The 15216-nt window shown below is 65.8% G+C and carries 14 protein-coding genes and 1 riboswitch; of the genes, 6 read left to right on the top strand and 8 right to left on the bottom strand.

Annotation, left to right across the window (positions count from 1 at the left end):
- Position 1: 1 nt before the first annotated feature.
- Positions 2 to 769: a cobalt-precorrin-6A reductase gene (locus P9272_RS10285; RefSeq protein ID WP_278160465.1), complete on the top strand. Its 768-nt coding sequence runs from the start codon at positions 2 to 4 to the stop codon at positions 767 to 769.
- Here the strand turns inward: P9272_RS10285 and P9272_RS10280 are convergent.
- The 8 genes from P9272_RS10280 to P9272_RS10245 form a co-directional block, all read right to left on the bottom strand.
- Positions 733 to 1497 carry a precorrin-3B C(17)-methyltransferase gene (locus P9272_RS10280; RefSeq protein ID WP_278160464.1) on the bottom strand — a complete coding sequence of 255 codons (765 nt, stop codon included), beginning with the start codon at positions 1495 to 1497 and terminating at the stop codon, positions 733 to 735. The genes P9272_RS10285 and P9272_RS10280 overlap by 37 nt on opposite strands.
- Positions 1494 to 2258 (bottom strand): precorrin-2 C(20)-methyltransferase, encoded by a 765-nt coding sequence (locus P9272_RS10275; RefSeq protein WP_278160463.1) that lies wholly within the window; start codon positions 2256 to 2258, stop codon positions 1494 to 1496. Before P9272_RS10275 ends, P9272_RS10280 begins: the two co-directional genes overlap by 4 nt.
- On the bottom strand, positions 2255 to 2887 hold the full coding sequence (locus tag P9272_RS10270) for a precorrin-8X methylmutase (protein ID WP_278160462.1): 633 nt from the start codon (positions 2885 to 2887) through the stop codon (positions 2255 to 2257). Before P9272_RS10270 ends, P9272_RS10275 begins: the two co-directional genes overlap by 4 nt.
- Positions 2888 to 4264 carry a precorrin-3B synthase gene (gene cobG / locus P9272_RS10265; RefSeq protein WP_278160461.1) on the bottom strand — a complete coding sequence of 459 codons (1377 nt, stop codon included), beginning with the start codon at positions 4262 to 4264 and terminating at the stop codon, positions 2888 to 2890.
- Positions 4261 to 7842, bottom strand: a complete 3582-nt coding sequence (cobN, locus tag P9272_RS10260; protein WP_278160460.1) for a cobaltochelatase subunit CobN — start codon at positions 7840 to 7842, stop codon at positions 4261 to 4263. The genes cobG and cobN overlap by 4 nt, the downstream gene beginning before the upstream one ends.
- 18 nt (positions 7843 to 7860) lie before the next feature.
- Positions 7861 to 8898 carry a cobalamin biosynthesis protein CobW gene (gene cobW / locus P9272_RS10255; RefSeq protein WP_278160459.1) on the bottom strand — a complete coding sequence of 346 codons (1038 nt, stop codon included), beginning with the start codon at positions 8896 to 8898 and terminating at the stop codon, positions 7861 to 7863.
- 2 nt (positions 8899 to 8900) lie between these two features.
- Positions 8901 to 9326, bottom strand: coding sequence for a DUF1636 family protein (locus tag P9272_RS10250; protein ID WP_278160458.1), 426 nt, complete (start codon positions 9324 to 9326; stop codon positions 8901 to 8903).
- Positions 9327 to 9365: 39 nt separating this feature from the next.
- A riboswitch (cobalamin riboswitch) is annotated at positions 9366 to 9569 on the bottom strand.
- A gap of 30 nt (positions 9570 to 9599) precedes the next feature.
- Positions 9600 to 10799: a winged helix-turn-helix domain-containing protein gene (locus P9272_RS10245; RefSeq protein ID WP_278160457.1), complete on the bottom strand. Its 1200-nt coding sequence runs from the start codon at positions 10797 to 10799 to the stop codon at positions 9600 to 9602.
- A 334-nt stretch (positions 10800 to 11133) separates the two neighbouring features.
- On the opposite strand from P9272_RS10245, the gene P9272_RS10240 reads away from it, so the two are divergent.
- From P9272_RS10240 to P9272_RS10220, 5 genes are read left to right on the top strand one after another with little or no spacing between them, the layout of a single operon-like run.
- The gene (locus tag P9272_RS10240) at positions 11134 to 11499 is read left to right on the top strand and encodes an NADH-quinone oxidoreductase subunit A (protein WP_278160456.1); all 366 of its coding nucleotides are present in this window, start codon (positions 11134 to 11136) and stop codon (positions 11497 to 11499) included.
- On the top strand, positions 11490 to 12071 hold the full coding sequence (locus P9272_RS10235) for an NADH-quinone oxidoreductase subunit B (protein ID WP_128258156.1): 582 nt from the start codon (positions 11490 to 11492) through the stop codon (positions 12069 to 12071). Before P9272_RS10240 ends, P9272_RS10235 begins: the two co-directional genes overlap by 10 nt.
- A gap of 4 nt (positions 12072 to 12075) precedes the next feature.
- Positions 12076 to 12681, top strand: coding sequence for an NADH-quinone oxidoreductase subunit C (locus P9272_RS10230; RefSeq protein ID WP_278160455.1), 606 nt, complete (start codon positions 12076 to 12078; stop codon positions 12679 to 12681).
- 9 nt (positions 12682 to 12690) lie between these two features.
- Complete coding sequence (locus tag P9272_RS10225; RefSeq protein WP_128258154.1) at positions 12691 to 13881, top strand: NADH-quinone oxidoreductase subunit D; 1191 nt, start codon at positions 12691 to 12693, stop codon at positions 13879 to 13881.
- On the top strand, positions 13882 to 15213 hold the full coding sequence (locus P9272_RS10220) for an NADH-quinone oxidoreductase subunit E (protein ID WP_278160454.1): 1332 nt from the start codon (positions 13882 to 13884) through the stop codon (positions 15211 to 15213).
- Positions 15214 to 15216 lie beyond the last annotated feature (3 nt).

Genomic DNA, 15216 nt, shown 5'->3' with positions numbered 1-15216 from the left:
GATGACCCACCGCATTCTGATCCTCGGCGGAACCACAGAAGCCCGGCAACTGGCCGGGAAGCTGGCTCGTCGCGAGGGTTTCTCGGTCACGCTGTCGCTTGCCGGCCGCACCGAAAGTCCGGTCGCGCAAGGCGTGCCGGTGCGTGTCGGCGGCTTTGGCGGCGTGGCAGGGCTCGCCGCCTATCTTCGCCAAGCGCACGTCGATCTGCTGATCGACGCCACGCACCCATACGCCGCGCGTATCTCGGCCAACGCCGCCGACGCGGCCAGGCAGTCCGGTGTTTCGATCCTCGCGCTGCGCCGTCCCGGCTGGGAACCTGTCTCGGGCGATCGCTGGACGCTGGTCGACAGTGTCGCTGAGGCGGCGAGGGCGCTCGGCCCGGCGCCGCGCCGCGTTTTCCTCGCGATCGGCCGGCAGGAGGCCGGCGCCTTCGAGGCCGCTCCCCAGCACCGTTATCTGATCCGCAGCGTCGATCCGGTAGAGCCGAAGCTTGCCGTGCCCGATGCGCGCTACCTGCTGGCGCGCGGGCCCTTCCCGGAGGCGGATGAGCGAGCGTTGCTCGAAAAATACGACGTCGACGTGATCGTTTCCAAGAACAGCGGCGGCGAGGCGACGTACGGCAAGATCGCCGCCGCGCGGGCGCTCGGCATCGAGGTGGTCATGGTCCGAAGGCCGTTCCTGCCGGACGTGCCGTTGGCCGAGACCGTCGATGCGCTCGCCGCGATGGTCGATCATCTTTTCGACCCCGTTGCCGAACGCGGCGTGTAGACCAGCGCCGGCTTATCGCCGCGCCTGATGATGCGGGTCTCCGGCGAGCCGATGATGATGCAGGTCGACATGTCGGCTTTTGCCACATCGGCGTCCGCCAGAAGGAAAACCTCGATGCGCTCGTCGGGCCGGCCGGCGGCGCGGCCGAAGATCACCGGCGTGGTGCCGGGCAGGATCGCCTTCAGGCACTCGAAGGCTCGGCCGAGCTGCCAGGGGCGGGCCTTGCTGATCGGGTTGTAGAGCGCGATGACGAAGCCGGCGCCGGCAGCCGCCAGCAGGCGCAGCTCGATCAGCTCCCACGGCTTCAAATTGTCGGAGAGCGAGATGGCGCAAAAATCGTGGCCGAGCGGCGCGCCGATGCGGGCCGCGACGGCAAGCATGGCGGTGACGCCGGGAACGACAGCGAGGTCGATGGCGCGCCATTCGGCGGGACCGGCCTCGATCGCCTCGCAAACGGCCGCAGCCATGGCGAAGACGCCGGGGTCGCCTCCGGAAACGACGGCGACGCTATGGCCCTCGGCCGCCTTGACCAGCGCCTCGTTGGAACGGGCGAGCTCTTCGCGATTGTCGGAGGCGATGCGGGTCTGATCCGGCCGCAGCTCGAGCCGGTCGAGATAGGGCTTGTAGCCATAGAAGTAGGAAGCCTCGGCGACGGCATTGGCAGCCTCCGGCGTGACCTGGTCGGCATTGCCGGGGCCGAGACCGATAACGGTAAGGCGGCCGCTCATGCCTTGGCTCCGGGCCGGCTCGACCAGCCGGCGACGAGCACGATGGCGAAATAGGGCGCCTTGTCGTCCGGCTTGTCGGCAAGCTGCATCGAGACGCTGCCCGGCATGGTGCCGCGCTCGACATAGACAGCCTTTGCCAGCTTGCCGGTCGCTTCCAGCGCGCGCCTGATCTTCGTTAGGTTACGGCCGACCTTCATGATCACGGCGGCATCGGTGTCGGCGAGGCGCCGGGTCAGTTCGAACTCGCTCATCGTGCCAGGCAGCACGGTCAGCACATCGTCGCCCTGGACGATCGGCAGGCCTGTGGCCGACCAGCAGCCGGACATGGCGGTGATGCCGGGGATGACCTCGGTCGGGAAGCGATGCGCCAGGCGCACATGCAGATGCATGTAGGAGCCGTAGAAAAGCGGATCGCCCTCCGACAGCACGGCCACCATCCTGCCGGCGCCGAGATGCTCGGCGACCTGCTCGGCCGACTGCTCGTAGAAATCGGTGATCTGCGAACGGTAGTCGTCGTGATCCTTGTCGATTTCGGTCGTCACAGGATAGAGCAGCGGCAGCTCGATCATGTCCGGCCGGAAGCGCGTCTCGACGATGGCGCGCGCATTGCTGTTGTTGCCGCGCTTGGCGAAGTAGGCGACCACGTCAGCTTCGGCCAGTGCCCGGGCAGCCTTCAGTGTCAGCAGCTCCGGATCGCCGGGGCCGGTGCCGACGCCGACCAGACGGCCTTTTGCCAAACCTTCTTTAACAGGCGCGTTCACAGGCCGGGCCTCGCCAACGAATTGAGGGCGGCGGCGGTCATGGCGCTGCCGCCGAGCCTGCCGCGCACGATGGCATAGGGCACGCCATAGGAATTCTCGGCCAGCGCATCCTTGGACTCGGCGGCGCCGACGAAGCCGACCGGCATGCCGATGATCGCGGCCGGCTTTGGCGCGCCGTCGCGCAGTTTTTCCAAAAGATAGAAGAGCGCGGTCGGCGCATTGCCGATGGCGACGACCGAGCCGGCCATGCGCTCGCCCCAGAGATCGATCGCGGCGGCCGAGCGGGTGTTGCCGATTTCTCTGGCGATGTCATGCGTGCGCGGGTTGCGCAGCGTGCATATCACCTCATTGCCGGCCGGCAGGCGGGCGCGGGTGACGCCGTGTGCGACCATCTCGGCATCGCAGAAGATCGGCGCGCCGGCGGCGAGGGCGGTACGAGCGGCGGCGACGAAACTGCTGGAGAAGACGAAATGGCTGGCGGCCTCGACCTGGCCGCAGGCATGGATCATGCGGATCGCAACATCGGCTTCCGCCTCGGAGAAGCGCGACAGGTCCGCCTCGGTTCGGATGATGGCGAAAGAGCGCTCGTAGATCGCCATCCCGTCATGGATATAGTCGTAGGCGGCCATTCACTGGTTCCGTCGATAGAGTTCGGCGATGCCGGCAGCGCCAAGCCTTGTGAGGCAAGCGGCTGCGGTTTCGCCCTGATGTCGTTCACCGCGGACCGCAGCCGCAATGGCGGCGACCCCGCGCGCGGCGTCATAGCCCGGCCTGTATCCGGCAGGAAGGGCCTTTGCCGTCCCGTCCACGACAAGTCCGGCTCCGTTTTCGTCGCCGACCAAGGTCAGCATCGCCGCACCGGGATGCGCGCAGCCCTTTGCGCAACCGGAAATGTGCAGCGTCAGTGAAGTATCGAGGAAGTCCGGGCTTTCGGTTGCGATTGTCTCAGCGATAGCGCGCGTGGAGAAACGGCCGGAGGCGCAGGCCGGCGTGCCAGGGCATGCGGCGATGCGGGTGCGCGGGTCGGTGGAGGAGGTGACGAAGCCGAGGGTGGTGGCGGAGGCTTGCAGTGAGGCGCAGGTGGTGGGGGAGAGGCCGATGAAGAGCAGGGCGCGGCCTGGGGCGAGGCGAATCTCAGTCGTGCCAATTTCTGCCGCCTTTGTGGCAAGCTCGATAAGGTTCTGCGCGGGTATGCTGCCGTAGGGCAGGGCAATGCCGAGGGCGTGTGCTGCGTTCAGGCCGAAAAGGCCAATCGGCGCGCGATGGCGCTCTACGGCATCCCCCTCTGTCCTGCCGGACACCCTTTTGGGGGAGATGTCCGGCAGGACAGAGGGGGACGCGATGGAATGCCAGCCTGCGAGAGACGCCAACTGCCGGTGCGACAAATCCCGCGTATGCGCCTCCCGGCCTTTTTCCGCGACCATCCGGAGTGCAGCAACTGCAATGTCACGCGCAGCATCCGCATCGACAGTGACTAGCGGCTTCGCGCTGCGCCCGTCGCCGGCAACCGATACGCCCCAACGAACATCCTCGCCGGCCCGCACTGCCTTGAGCCGCACATCGGCCGACAGCGCATCCATGCCCAGCTGCCCACCGCCGTCGACAACCACCGACACCTTCGGCCCCAGCCGTGCCGTCAGCCCAGCTTCGATCGCCGCCCTGAGCCGCCCGGCCAACAGACGCGGGTCCGCTACCTCTTGCGGATCGATTCCCGCCAGTGGCCCGGTCTCCACCGGCACGCCGGTCCGCACCGCAATGCCCATCGCATCGACCTCAGCCGCCAGCAGCCTAGCGCTTTCGGCGCTCAGCCCGCGGATCTGCAGGCTGCCGCGCGCGGTCACTTCCATGATGCCGTTGCCGTGGCGCAGAGCGGATTCGCCTAATCGGATCAGCAAGTTTGGCGCAAGTCCTCCAGTGACTGGATTGAGCCTCACCAAAAGCCCATCGCCAGTCTGCATCGGCGCGCTGAGAGCAGGGCAGGCGCCGCGGCGCGAAAAGGCATTCATGCCGTCACCTCGTTTGTTTCGGCTTCGGCGATCAAGTCAGCGAGATCGTCGTCGATTGAATTCCTGAGCGGATGCCAGAGGCCGCGCCGCCGCGCGGCGAGGAAGCGCTCGGCAATGACCTTTGCGGCGGCCGGGTTCTCGCGTAGCAGGAAGGCGCGGACGTCCGGGTCGCCGACATAGGCGTCATGCACCGCTTCGATCAGCGCGCCTGATATGGCATGTGTGGTCTCGGCGAAGCCGACCAGACGGTCGACCGTCTCGGCGAATTCCGAGGCGCCGCGCGGGCCGTGGCGCATCTGGCCGGCGATGAAGCGCGGGTTGACGGCGCGCGCCCGGACCACGCGCGAAACCGCCTCGCCGACAGAACGCGGCTTCGGCTTCTTCGGATCGGTGGTGTCGAGCACGATGACGTCGGCATTCCGGCCGAGGGCGGCAAGGGCGGCCGAAAAGCCGCCAATAAAAGCGACATCGGCCGAGCCTTCGAGGATATCGCGGCCGGGATCGTCGCCGGTGTGGACCAGGAGATCGGCCTCGGCGACCCGGCCTTCGAAGGCGCCGGGCGCGGCAATCGCTTCGCCGTCGGCGCCGCCATAGGCGTGCGAGGTGGCCTCCAGATACGCGCGGCCGATCTCCTCGCGCGCGCCCCATTCGCCGCGCGACAGCAGATCCTCGACACCGGCGCCATAGGTGCCGGGCGACGTGCCAAAGATGCGCGGGGCGATCTTGCAATGAGCGCGGGTCGCGGCGGCGAGCGGGTTCTCCGTATTGTCCTCGTCGCGGCTGGCGACGGCGTTCGCAGCGGCGTCGATCAGCGCGATCTGGGTCGGGAACATGTCGCGGAACAGGCCGGAGATGCGCCAGGTGACGTCGACGCGCGGGCGGCCGAGCGCTGCGGGCGGCAGCACCTCGATGCCGGTGACGCGGCCGGTCGCGGCATCCCATTGCGGGCGGCAGCCCATCAGTGCCAGGCCTTGCGCGATCTCCTCGCCGCCAGTGCGCAATGAGGCCGAGCCCCACAGGTCGATGACCAGCGAGCGCGGCCAATCGCCATGGCTCTGCATGTAGCTGCGCACCACTTCCTCCGCCGCCGCTTGGCCAAGGTCATAGGCGGTCGGCGTCGGCATGGTGCGCGGGTCGGCGGTGAAGAGGTTGCGGCCGGTGGGGAGCACATCGGAACGACCGCGCGCCGGGGCGCCGGCAGGGCCGGCCTTGATGTGGCGGCCATCGAGCGCGGCGAGCAGGTTGGCTTTTTCGGCCGCCGCGCTTTGACGGCGCAGCGGGTCGGCTTCGTCTTCCGGTGCACGGCCATAGACATGCAGCCCGTCCTTGACGGCGAAATCCTTGAGGTCGCAGAGCCAGGCATCGATGCGGCGCAGCGCTTCATCGGGCTGGTCGGTCCTGGCTACGCCGGCTTCCGAGGCAAGCCCGGTCTTCCGTGCCGTCTCGACGATCAGCTTTGCCAGGCGGTCGCTGCGGCGGCGATCGAGCCCGTCGGCCTGGGCATATTCGTCGACCAGCCGCTCGAGCTTCTGTTGCGCCTCGTCGAGGCCGGCGCCGGTCAGCGGCGGCGGCAGGTGACCAAGTGTGACGGCTGAGATCCGGCGCTTGGCCTGCGCGGCTTCGCCGGGATTGGAGACGATGAAGGGATAGATGACCGGCAGCGAGCCGGTGACGATCTCGGGAAAACAATTGTCGGAGAGCGCGACGGTCTTGCCCGGCAGCCATTCCAGAGTGCCATGCGCGCCGACGTGGACGATGGCATGGACGCCGAGCGATTTCTGCAGCCAGAGCCCGAAGGCGAGCAACTCGTGGCGGGGAGGCAGGGTAGGGTCGTGGTAGTCGGCGCGGCGGTCGGCCGAGCGGCCGCGGTCGGGGGCCAGCGCCACGGTGACGTTGCCGAAAGTTGCGGCGCGGAAGGGGAAGGTTGCCGAGGGGAGTGCCTCGGGCGAATCTATCTGTTCTGCCTTGCCCCACGCCGTCTCAACCGAAGCTCGCGCCGCCGCAGGCAGCTCGGTCGAAAGGGCCAGGTAGTCCCTCAAGGCAAGGCCCTGGCTGCCCACTTCCAGCGTATCCAGCAATTCCCGCGCTGATCGCGGAATCCCTTCAACCGCATAGCCCTGTTCCTTCAGGTCATGCAGTATCGCGAGCACACTGGAGGGCACATCCAGCCCGACCGCGTATCCGGTCCGGCCGGGCGCGCTCGGATAATCCGGGATCAGGATGGCAAGCTTGCGCTCGGCCCGCTCCGTCCGCTGCAGGCGAATAAAGACCGCGATGCGCCTGGCGACCTGCGCGACGCGATCCGTTTCGGGGCGGTTGGCGAAGGCGCGGAAAGCCAGCGCCGGATCGGTCTCGACCTCGCCCTTGAAGGAGATGGCGCCGGCCAGGATGCGGCCGTCGAGTTCGGGCAGGACGACATGCATGGCAAGATCGGCGGGCGCGAGGCCGCGCTGGTTCTTCTCCCAGACCTCGCGCCTCGTCGTGGCGACAATGACCTGGAACACCGGCACGCCGGCACGGTCGAACAGGGTTTCGGCGCCGGGGTTCGCGCCGGAGGCGAAGGCGGTTGCGGTGACGATGGCGGCGGGGCTCAGGGAGGCGAGGGCGGTTTCGACGAAGGCTAGGGAGGCCGGGTCCTTGAGGCTGGAGACGAAGATCGGCACGGGCGTCAGGTCTTGCAGCTTCAACGCCTCCGCGAGAGCGTCGATCGGTGCTACGTCTGCCGCCAACAGCATCGAGCGGTAGAAGAGGATGGGGACGACGGGGAAGCCAGTGTTGTCGGCGTCGAGTTCCGTCACACCCCCCTCTGTCCTGCCGGACATCTCCCCCGCAAGGGGGGAGATTGCTCTGCCGTCGACGGTTTCGCCAATCGCAGACGTTGCAGATGGCTCTTTTGATGCCCTCAAAGAATATGTGCCAGGGTTGGTTACGGCTGATCTCCCCCCCTGAGGGGGATATGTCCGGCAGGACAGAGAGGGGGGCGAAGGATCGCCGACCTCTGAAAGGTTCGGCTTCTCGACGACACCAGCCCCAGGCTCGTAATACCCCGCCTTCGGCACGCTCGCCGGCTCGGCAACCGCCGCATCAGCCCCCGCAAGCTTTGCCAGCCTTTGCACCAGCGCCGCCATATTGGCCGGTCCGCCTTCGCGGAAATAGCCGAGCAGGGCGTCCAGCTCCGCACGCGGCAGGGTCGAGGCTTCGATCAGGCGCTGGTCCTCGTCATGGCTTTCGCCCGGCAGCAATGCCAGCTTGATACCCAGCTCGCGTGCCACCGCCGCGAGCTGGTCGCAGCCGTAGCGCCACCAGTCGTAACCGCCGAGGATGCGGACGAGGACGACCTTGGCGTGACGGGCGACACTGTCGATCCAGAGATCGACCGACATCGGATGGCGGAGATCGCGCAAGGTCGCCAGCCGCATCGAGGGCAGCCGCTCCGCGTCCGCCTTCCAGGCGGCCGCCAGGCCGGCGAGGTCGCTGTCGGTAAAAGACAACGCCACGACATCCGCAGGCGTCTGCCTGAGGTCGATGGGCTCGGCGAGGTCGTCGAGCGAAGCGGATGTCGTGGCGAGGATGTGCATCGCGGTTCGGGTCTTGCCTCAGCCGGCGAGGATACGCTCGATCGCCGGGCGGTTCAGCCCCTTGAGGCCGATGACTACGAGCCGCGAGCGGCGGTCGTCCTCGGTCGTCCAGGCGCGATCGTAGTAGTGGTTGACGCGTGGGCCGACGGCCTGGAGCAGGAGCCGCATCGGCTTGCCGCCGACCTCGACGAAGCCTTTGACGCGCAGCACGTTTTCCTGCTCGGCGGCAAGGGCGACGCGCTTTGCCAGTTCGTCCGGGCTGGCGATCGAAGGGATGTCGATAACGAAGGAGTCGAAATCGTCATGCTCGTGGTCGAGCTCGTCGTCGTGATGGGTCTTGCGGTTCTCGATGTCGTCTTCGACGGCAAGGCCAAGGCCAAGCAGCACCGAGGGGTCGACCTTGCCCTGCGCGGTCGGCACGACCTTGACGGCGCGCGCGACGTGCTCGCCGATGACGGCGTTGGCGCGAGCCGAGCCTGCCGCATCCATCAGGTCGCTCTTCGACAGGATGATCAGGTCCGCGCAGGCGATCTGGTCCTCGAACACTTCTTCGACCGGATCGTCATGGTCGAGGGAATCGTCAGCCGCGCGCTGCGCCTGCAGCGCGTCCATGTCGGAGGCGACCCGGCCTTCGGCCAGGGCCGGGCCGTCGACCACGGCGACGACGCCGTCGACAGTGACGCGGCTCTTGACCGTCGGCCACTGGAAGGCCTGCACCAGCGGCTTCGGCAAAGCGAGGCCGGAGGTCTCGATCAGGATGTGGTCGACCTTCGGGGTGCGTGATAAAATCTGGTCAAGCGCCGGCACGAAGTCATCGGCCACGGTGCAGCAGATGCAGCCATTGGCGAGCTCGACGATGTTTTCCTCCGGACAGGTATCGACGCCGCAACCCTTCAGGATCTCGCCGTCGATGCCGACATCGCCGAACTCATTGACGATGATCGCCAGCCGCTTGCCCTTGGCGTTTTCAATGAGGTTGCGGATCAGCGTCGTCTTGCCGGCGCCGAGGAAGCCGGTGACGACGGTGCAGGGCACGCGGGAAACGGAAGCGTTCATGGTCAGTCCTTCAGCATATCGAGGGGAGGGATGCGGGCAACCAGGCCGCGCTTAAGGGAATCGGGCCGGCCGCGCCAGGGGATCAGGCCGTCGGTCGAGGTGGCGAAGAGCTTTGCGCCGGCGACGAGATCGGCGCCGCTGGTCGTGTCGAGGTCCCCGAAGACGTAGCTCCAGCAGCCGTCGCGCAGAAGTGCCGCGCTCAGGCGGCGCTTGCAATTGCCGAGGCATTCGACGGTACGGATGCGGATCTTCTCGCCCGATGCGGCGCGGCGCGTGTCCTCGGCCAGCAAGACGCCAGCGCGCGGATGGGCGTCCGAGCCGGTTTCGTCGCGGCAGGACGAGCAGACGATGACGGTGACGCCAGCCAAAGTGCCGGGCTCGGACGAAATGTCCGCGATGTTTGCCGGGAAACTGCCGTTGCGATCCAAAACCTGGCTCCTTGCCCGGAAAACCCGCCGGGCATTCGGATACTTAGAGTCTCAGACGGCAGGTCTCCTGGCTCGCGGGTCTTCGCCTCAGGTGCCGCCTTCCCGGGAACATCCCAGTGGTTTTCGGCCGAGGCTCGTCGCTTACAGTTGCGGGGACAGCCGCGGATTTGGGTTTTGGCCCGCACCGCATTCCCTCTTGGCTCCTCCCTTTGCCGGGAGAAGACCGTCCGGGTCAGGGTTTAGGCTCTCGGCTAGGCGCCTGTCAACGCGCGGCTACGACACCTTGATGTCGGCCAGCGCCGGACCGAGGTCGCCCGCTAGCGCCACCTCGATCGCTTCCAGGCCAAGCCACGCCTGCATCTGCTTCAGTTCGTCGAAGAGTTGAGCGGCCGTTTCGGCTGGGGCGCCGGCCTCTGCATAGGCGGCATGGACGCGCAGCACACTGGCCGGGCGATCGGCCCTCAGGTCGACGCGGGCAACGATGCGGTCACCGAGCAGGAAGGGCAGCACATAGTAGCCATACTGGCGCTTTTCGGCGGGCGTGTAGATCTCGATACGGTAGCGGAAACCGAACAACTTTTCCGTCCGGGTGCGCTCGAAGACGACCGGATCGAAGGGCGCCAGCAGCGCGCGGGCTTCTATGCGGCGTGGGATACGCGCGTCCTTGTGGAGATAGGCGGGCTTGTCCCAGCCTTCGACCTTGACCGGCAGCAATTCGCCGGCTTCGACCAACTCCTCGATGCGGTCCTTGGTATCGCCGGGCGCCAGACGAAAATAGTCGCGCAGGTCGCCATAGGTGGCGATGCCATGGGCGCGGGCCGAGATGCGCAGCAATTCGCGATGCGCGTCCTCAACCGAGGGCACGGGCAGGTCGAGCACCGCCTGCGGCAAAACGCGCTCGGGCAGGTCGTAATAGCGCTCGAAGCCGCGTCGGTAGGCCGTGGTGATGCGTCCGGCCCAGAACAGCCATTCGAAGGCATGCTTGGCCTCGCTCCAGCCCCACCAGCCGCCATTGCCCTTGTGGCCCTCGATATCGGAGGCGGCGATCGGCCCGCGATCGGCGACCTCTCTATAGATCTCGTCGATCATTTCCCTGCGCTCACGGCCCCATTTGGCCAGGCCGAGATACATCTCGTCGCCCTGCTCGGCGCGCTGCATGCGCCAGCGCAGCAGAGGGTAGGTCTCGACGGGCAGGAATGACGCCTCATGCGCCCAATATTCAAACACAGCACGCTTGCGGGTGATCGCGGCGTTGTCGAGCAATGACAGCGGGTAGGGGCCGAGGCGCGAATAGAGCGGCATATAATGCGCGCGCACCACCGCGCTCACGGAATCGATCTGCAACAGGCCGGTTCGCGAAAGCACGCGCGCAAGGTGGCGGCGATCCGGAACACCGTTGGGTCTGGGGTCGTTGAACCCTTGCGCGCCGAGCGCAATGCGCCTGGCCATAGCGAGCGTGAGTTTCTCCTTCATCAAGGTGTCCTTGCCCCGATCGTCCGTTGGATTTTTAGCCGGTGATTCCGGCCATGCTAACAGGCAAATGGCGGGAGATATGTCAGGAGAGAAAAGTGGAGTAGAAAATGAAGGAAATCAAACAGGAGCGGATCGGACCAGTTTCTTCCGATAAGGCGTCCAGGGTCGCGATTTGAACAAGGTTTGACTTGCGTCACCGAAACCGCTGCGCTAACCCTCGCCGCGTTGCAGCATGGGCCCCCTTAAAACGGTTCAGCGGTTAAACTGTCACGCTTCCGCATTAGAGTTCGTTGCTGTAATCAAAGTGAACTGCCCGCCGAAGGAAAGCCGCCGCATGAGCGCACTCCTGAGTTCATATCTGCCCATCATCCTGTTCATCGCCGTGGCGATGGTCGTGGGTCTGGCGCTCATCATCGCCCCCTTCCTGGTGGCCTACCGCAATCCCGATCCGGAAAAGCTTTCCGCCTATGAATGCGGGTTCAACTCGTTCGACGACGCTCGCATGAAGTTCGACATCCGCTTCTACCTGGTGTCGATCCTGTTCATCATCTTCGATCTCGAGGTCGCCTTCCTATTCCCGTGGGCGGTGTCCTTCTCGAAGCTCGGCATGCTCGGCTTCTGGTCGATGATGGTGTTTCTGGCGGTGCTGACCATCGGCTTTGCCTATGAATGGAAAAAAGGAGCGCTGGAATGGGATTGAACGACAGTTCACGCACCCTCGTCGCGCCGAAGCCCAAGGGCATCATCGACCCCAACACCGGCAGGCCGGTTGGGGAAGACGACCCCTTCTTCCTGCAGATCAATGATGAACTGGCCGACAAGGGCTTCCTCGTCACCTCGACCGAGGCGCTGATCACCTGGGCGCGAAGCGGCTCGCTGATGTTCATGACCTTCGGCCTCGCCTGCTGCGCGGTCGAGATGATCCACACCTCGATGCCACGTTACGATTCGGAGCGTTTCGGCGTCGCGCCGCGCGCTTCTCCGCGCCAGTCCGACATCATGATCGTCGCCGGCACGCTGACCAACAAGATGGCGCCGGCGCTGCGTAAGGTTTACGACCAGATGCCGGAACCGCGCTACGTCATCTCGATGGGCTCCTGCGCCAATGGCGGCGGCTACTACCACTATTCCTATTCGGTGGTGCGCGGCTGCGACCGCGTCGTGCCGGTCGACATCTATGTGCCTGGCTGCCCGCCGAGCGCCGAAGCGCTGCTCTACGGCATTCTGCTCCTGCAGAAGAAGATCCGCCGCACCGGCACGATCGAACGGTGAGCCGATGACCCTGGCGTTGAACGAACTCTCCACCTATCTCGGCGAGAAACTGGCCGGTCGCATCGGCGAAGCCGTGCTCGCCTATGGCGAGCTGACGGTTTCCGTCGAACCGGGCAATCTGATCGAGGTGGCCACCTTCCTGCGCGACGATCCGCGCTGTCAGTTCATCTCGATCATCGACATTTGTGGCGCCGACTACCCCTCGCGGGCCAGCCGCTTTGATGTCGTCTACCATCTTCTGTCGCCAAAGCAGAATGTGCGCATCCGCCTCAAGGTCCAGGCAGACGAGGAGACGCTGGTGCCGTCGCTGACCGCCGTCTATCCCGGCGCCGACTGGTACGAGCGCGAAACATACGATCTTTACGGCGTGCTGTTCAGCGGCCATCCGGATCTGCGCCGCATCCTCACCGATTACGGCTTCGAGGGGCATCCACTGCGCAAGGATTTCCCGCTGACCGGCTTCGTCGAGGTGCGCTACGACGACGAGGCGAAGCGGGTCATATACGAGCCGGTCGAGCTCAAGCAGGAATTCCGCAATTTCGATTTTCTTTCTCCTTGGGAAGGGACGGACTACGTCCTGCCGGGGGATGAAAAAGCCAAGACGAATTGAGGCGCCACAATGGCTGAAACCTCCGTCCGCAACTTCAACATCAACTTCGGTCCGCAGCACCCTGCGGCGCATGGCGTTTTGCGCCTGGTGCTGGAGCTGGACGGCGAAGTGGTCGACCGCGTCGATCCGCATATAGGCCTGCTGCATCGCGGCACGGAGAAGCTGATCGAGGCCAAGACCTATCTACAAGCCGTGCCCTATCTCGACCGGCTCGACTATTGCGCGCCGATGAACCAGGAGCATGCCTTCGCTCTCGCGGCCGAGCGCCTGCTCGGCATCGAGGTGCCGAAGCGCGGTCAGTTGATCCGCGTGCTCTATTCCGAGATGGGCCGCATCATGTCGCACATCCTGAATGTGACGACGCAGGCGATGGACGTCGGCGCGCTGACGCCGCCGCTATGGGGTTTCGTCGAGCGCGAAAAGCTGATGGTGTTCTACGAGCGCGCCAGCGGCTCGCGCATGCATGCGGCCTATTTCCGGCCGGGGGGCGTGCATCAGGACCTGCCGCGGAAGCTGGTCGAGGATATCGGCAAGTGGATCGACCCATTCCTGAAGTCGATCGACGATCTCGACGCGCTGCTCACGCCCAACCGCATCTTCAAGCAGCGCAATGTCGATATCGGCACGGTGTCTCTGGCGGACGCCTGGGCGTGGGGCTTTTCGGGCGTGATGGTGCGCGGCTCGGGCGCGGCCTGGGACCTGCGCAAATCACAGCCTTATGAATGCTATTCGGAGATGGATTTCGACATCCCGATCGGCAAGAACGGCGACTGCTACGACCGCTATCTCGTGCGCATGGAAGAGATGCGCCAGTCGGCGAAGATCATGCGCCAGTGCGTCGATCTGCTGCTCGGCAAGGAAAGTGCCGGCCCGGTGTCGAACCTCGACGGCAAGGTCGTCCCGCCGAAGCGCGCGGCGATGAAGCGCTCGATGGAAGCGCTGATCCACCACTTCAAGCTTTATACCGAGGGCTACCGCGTGCCGGCCGGCGAGGTCTATGCGGCCGTCGAGGCGCCGAAGGGCGAGTTCGGCGTCTATCTGGTCTCCGACGGCACCAACAAGCCTTATCGCTGCAAGCTGCGCGCGCCCGGTTTCGCGCATCTGCAAGCCATGGACTTCCTGTGCCGCGGCCACATGCTGGCCGACGTCACCGCCGTGCTTGGCTCCCTCGACATCGTGTTTGGTGAGGTCGATCGCTAAATGTCAGTCCGCCGTCTTGCAGATGCCAGCGTCCAGCCAGCCTCGTTCGCCTTTAACAAGGAGAACGCGGCGGCGGCTGAGAAGTGGATCGCCAAATATCCGAAGGGGCGCGAACAGTCGGCCATCATTCCGCTGCTGATGATCGCGCAGGAGCAGGAGGGCTGGGTCACCAAGGCGGCGATTGAGACCATCTCCGACATGCTCGGCATGCCGCGCATCCGCGGCCTCGAGGTCGCGACCTTCTACACCCAGTATCAGCTCAATCCTGTCGGCACGCGCGCGCATATCCAGGTCTGCGGCACCACACCCTGCATGCTGCGCGGTTCGGAAGCGCTGATGGATGTGTGCCGCTCGAAGATCCATCACGACCAGTTCCACACCAACGACAAGGGCACGCTGTCGTGGGAGGAGGTCGAATGCCTCGGCGCCTGCGTCAACGCGCCGATGGTCATGATCTTCAAGGACACTTTCGAGGATCTGACGCCTGAGCGACTGGCCGAGATCATCGATCTCTACGACGCCGGCAAGGGCGCCGAGGTCAAGCCGGGACCGCAGAATGGCCGCCACGGCTCCGAGCCGGCAACCGGGCTGACGACGCTGACCAGTGAAAAGGCGATCCTGAAGTCGACACGCGACAAGGAGGCAAGGGCTGCCGCGAAGGCTGCCAAGGATGCCGCCGCCGCGGCGCCGGCTGCTGCTCCCGCCGCCGTGGTCTCGCAGGCGGCGCCTGCGGCCGCAGCCCCGGTACCTGCTGCTCCCCCCGCTTCTGGCCCGGTTGCGCCATCAAAATCCAGCAAGCCGAAGACCGATGCGCCGGAGACCAGCCCGGCCTTGGCGACGCCGTCGCCGGTCAAGGTCGCCCCGGCCACCGAGAAGGCTGCCAGCGTCCGCGCGCCGCGCCATTCGGCCGCCAACGCCAACCAGGCTTCTCCGGAAGTCGAGGCGGTTTCCAAGCCGCGCAGCGGGCCCAAGAACAAGGCCGAGCCGAGCGCCGCCTTCAAGGCCCCGGAAACCAAGCAGCCGGTCGCCAAGACGGCAAAACCTTCGCTCGACGACAAGAGCCGGCCCGCCGGCATCGAGCGTCCGGCCACGGTCGATGATCTCAAGCTGATCTCCGGCGTCGGTCCGAAGATCGAAGGTATCCTGCATTCGCTGGGCATCTACACCTTCGCCCAGGTCGCCGCGTGGAAAAAGGTCGAGCGCGAATGGGTCGACGGCTATCTCAACTTCCGCGGCCGTATCGAGCGCGACGACTGGGTGAAGCAGGCCAAGGCACTCGCCAAGGGCGGCGTCGCCGAATACATCCGCGTCTTCGGCAAGAAGCCGGTCTGAGGA

This window comes from Mesorhizobium sp. WSM4976 (assembly GCF_029625685.1).
Lineage (GTDB): Bacteria > Pseudomonadota > Alphaproteobacteria > Rhizobiales > Rhizobiaceae > Mesorhizobium.
The sequence above is the reverse complement of the archived record's forward strand: the minus strand, read 5'-3'. Positions and strand labels throughout refer to the sequence as shown.

Bases quoted from the DNA above. Each gene is read 5' to 3' on its own strand.
- P9272_RS10235 (WP_128258156.1), top strand. From the start codon at position 11,490: ATGGGATTGAACGACAGTTCACGCACCCTCGTCGCGCCGAAGCCCAAG.
- P9272_RS10220 (WP_278160454.1), top strand. From the start codon at position 13,882: ATGTCAGTCCGCCGTCTTGCAGATGCCAGCGTCCAGCCAGCCTCGTTC.
- P9272_RS10245 (WP_278160457.1), bottom strand. From the start codon at position 10,799: ATGAAGGAGAAACTCACGCTCGCTATGGCCAGGCGCATTGCGCTCGGC.
- P9272_RS10225 (WP_128258154.1), top strand. From the start codon at position 12,691: ATGGCTGAAACCTCCGTCCGCAACTTCAACATCAACTTCGGTCCGCAG.
- P9272_RS10230 (WP_278160455.1), top strand. From the start codon at position 12,076: ATGACCCTGGCGTTGAACGAACTCTCCACCTATCTCGGCGAGAAACTG.
- P9272_RS10280 (WP_278160464.1), bottom strand. From the start codon at position 1,497: ATGAGCGGCCGCCTTACCGTTATCGGTCTCGGCCCCGGCAATGCCGAC.
- cobN (WP_278160460.1), bottom strand. From the start codon at position 7,842: ATGCACATCCTCGCCACGACATCCGCTTCGCTCGACGACCTCGCCGAG.
- cobW (WP_278160459.1), bottom strand. From the start codon at position 8,898: ATGAACGCTTCCGTTTCCCGCGTGCCCTGCACCGTCGTCACCGGCTTC.
- P9272_RS10240 (WP_278160456.1), top strand. From the start codon at position 11,134: ATGAGCGCACTCCTGAGTTCATATCTGCCCATCATCCTGTTCATCGCC.
- cobG (WP_278160461.1), bottom strand. From the start codon at position 4,264: ATGAATGCCTTTTCGCGCCGCGGCGCCTGCCCTGCTCTCAGCGCGCCG.
- P9272_RS10285 (WP_278160465.1), top strand. From the start codon at position 2: ATGACCCACCGCATTCTGATCCTCGGCGGAACCACAGAAGCCCGGCAA.
- P9272_RS10270 (WP_278160462.1), bottom strand. From the start codon at position 2,887: ATGGCCGCCTACGACTATATCCATGACGGGATGGCGATCTACGAGCGC.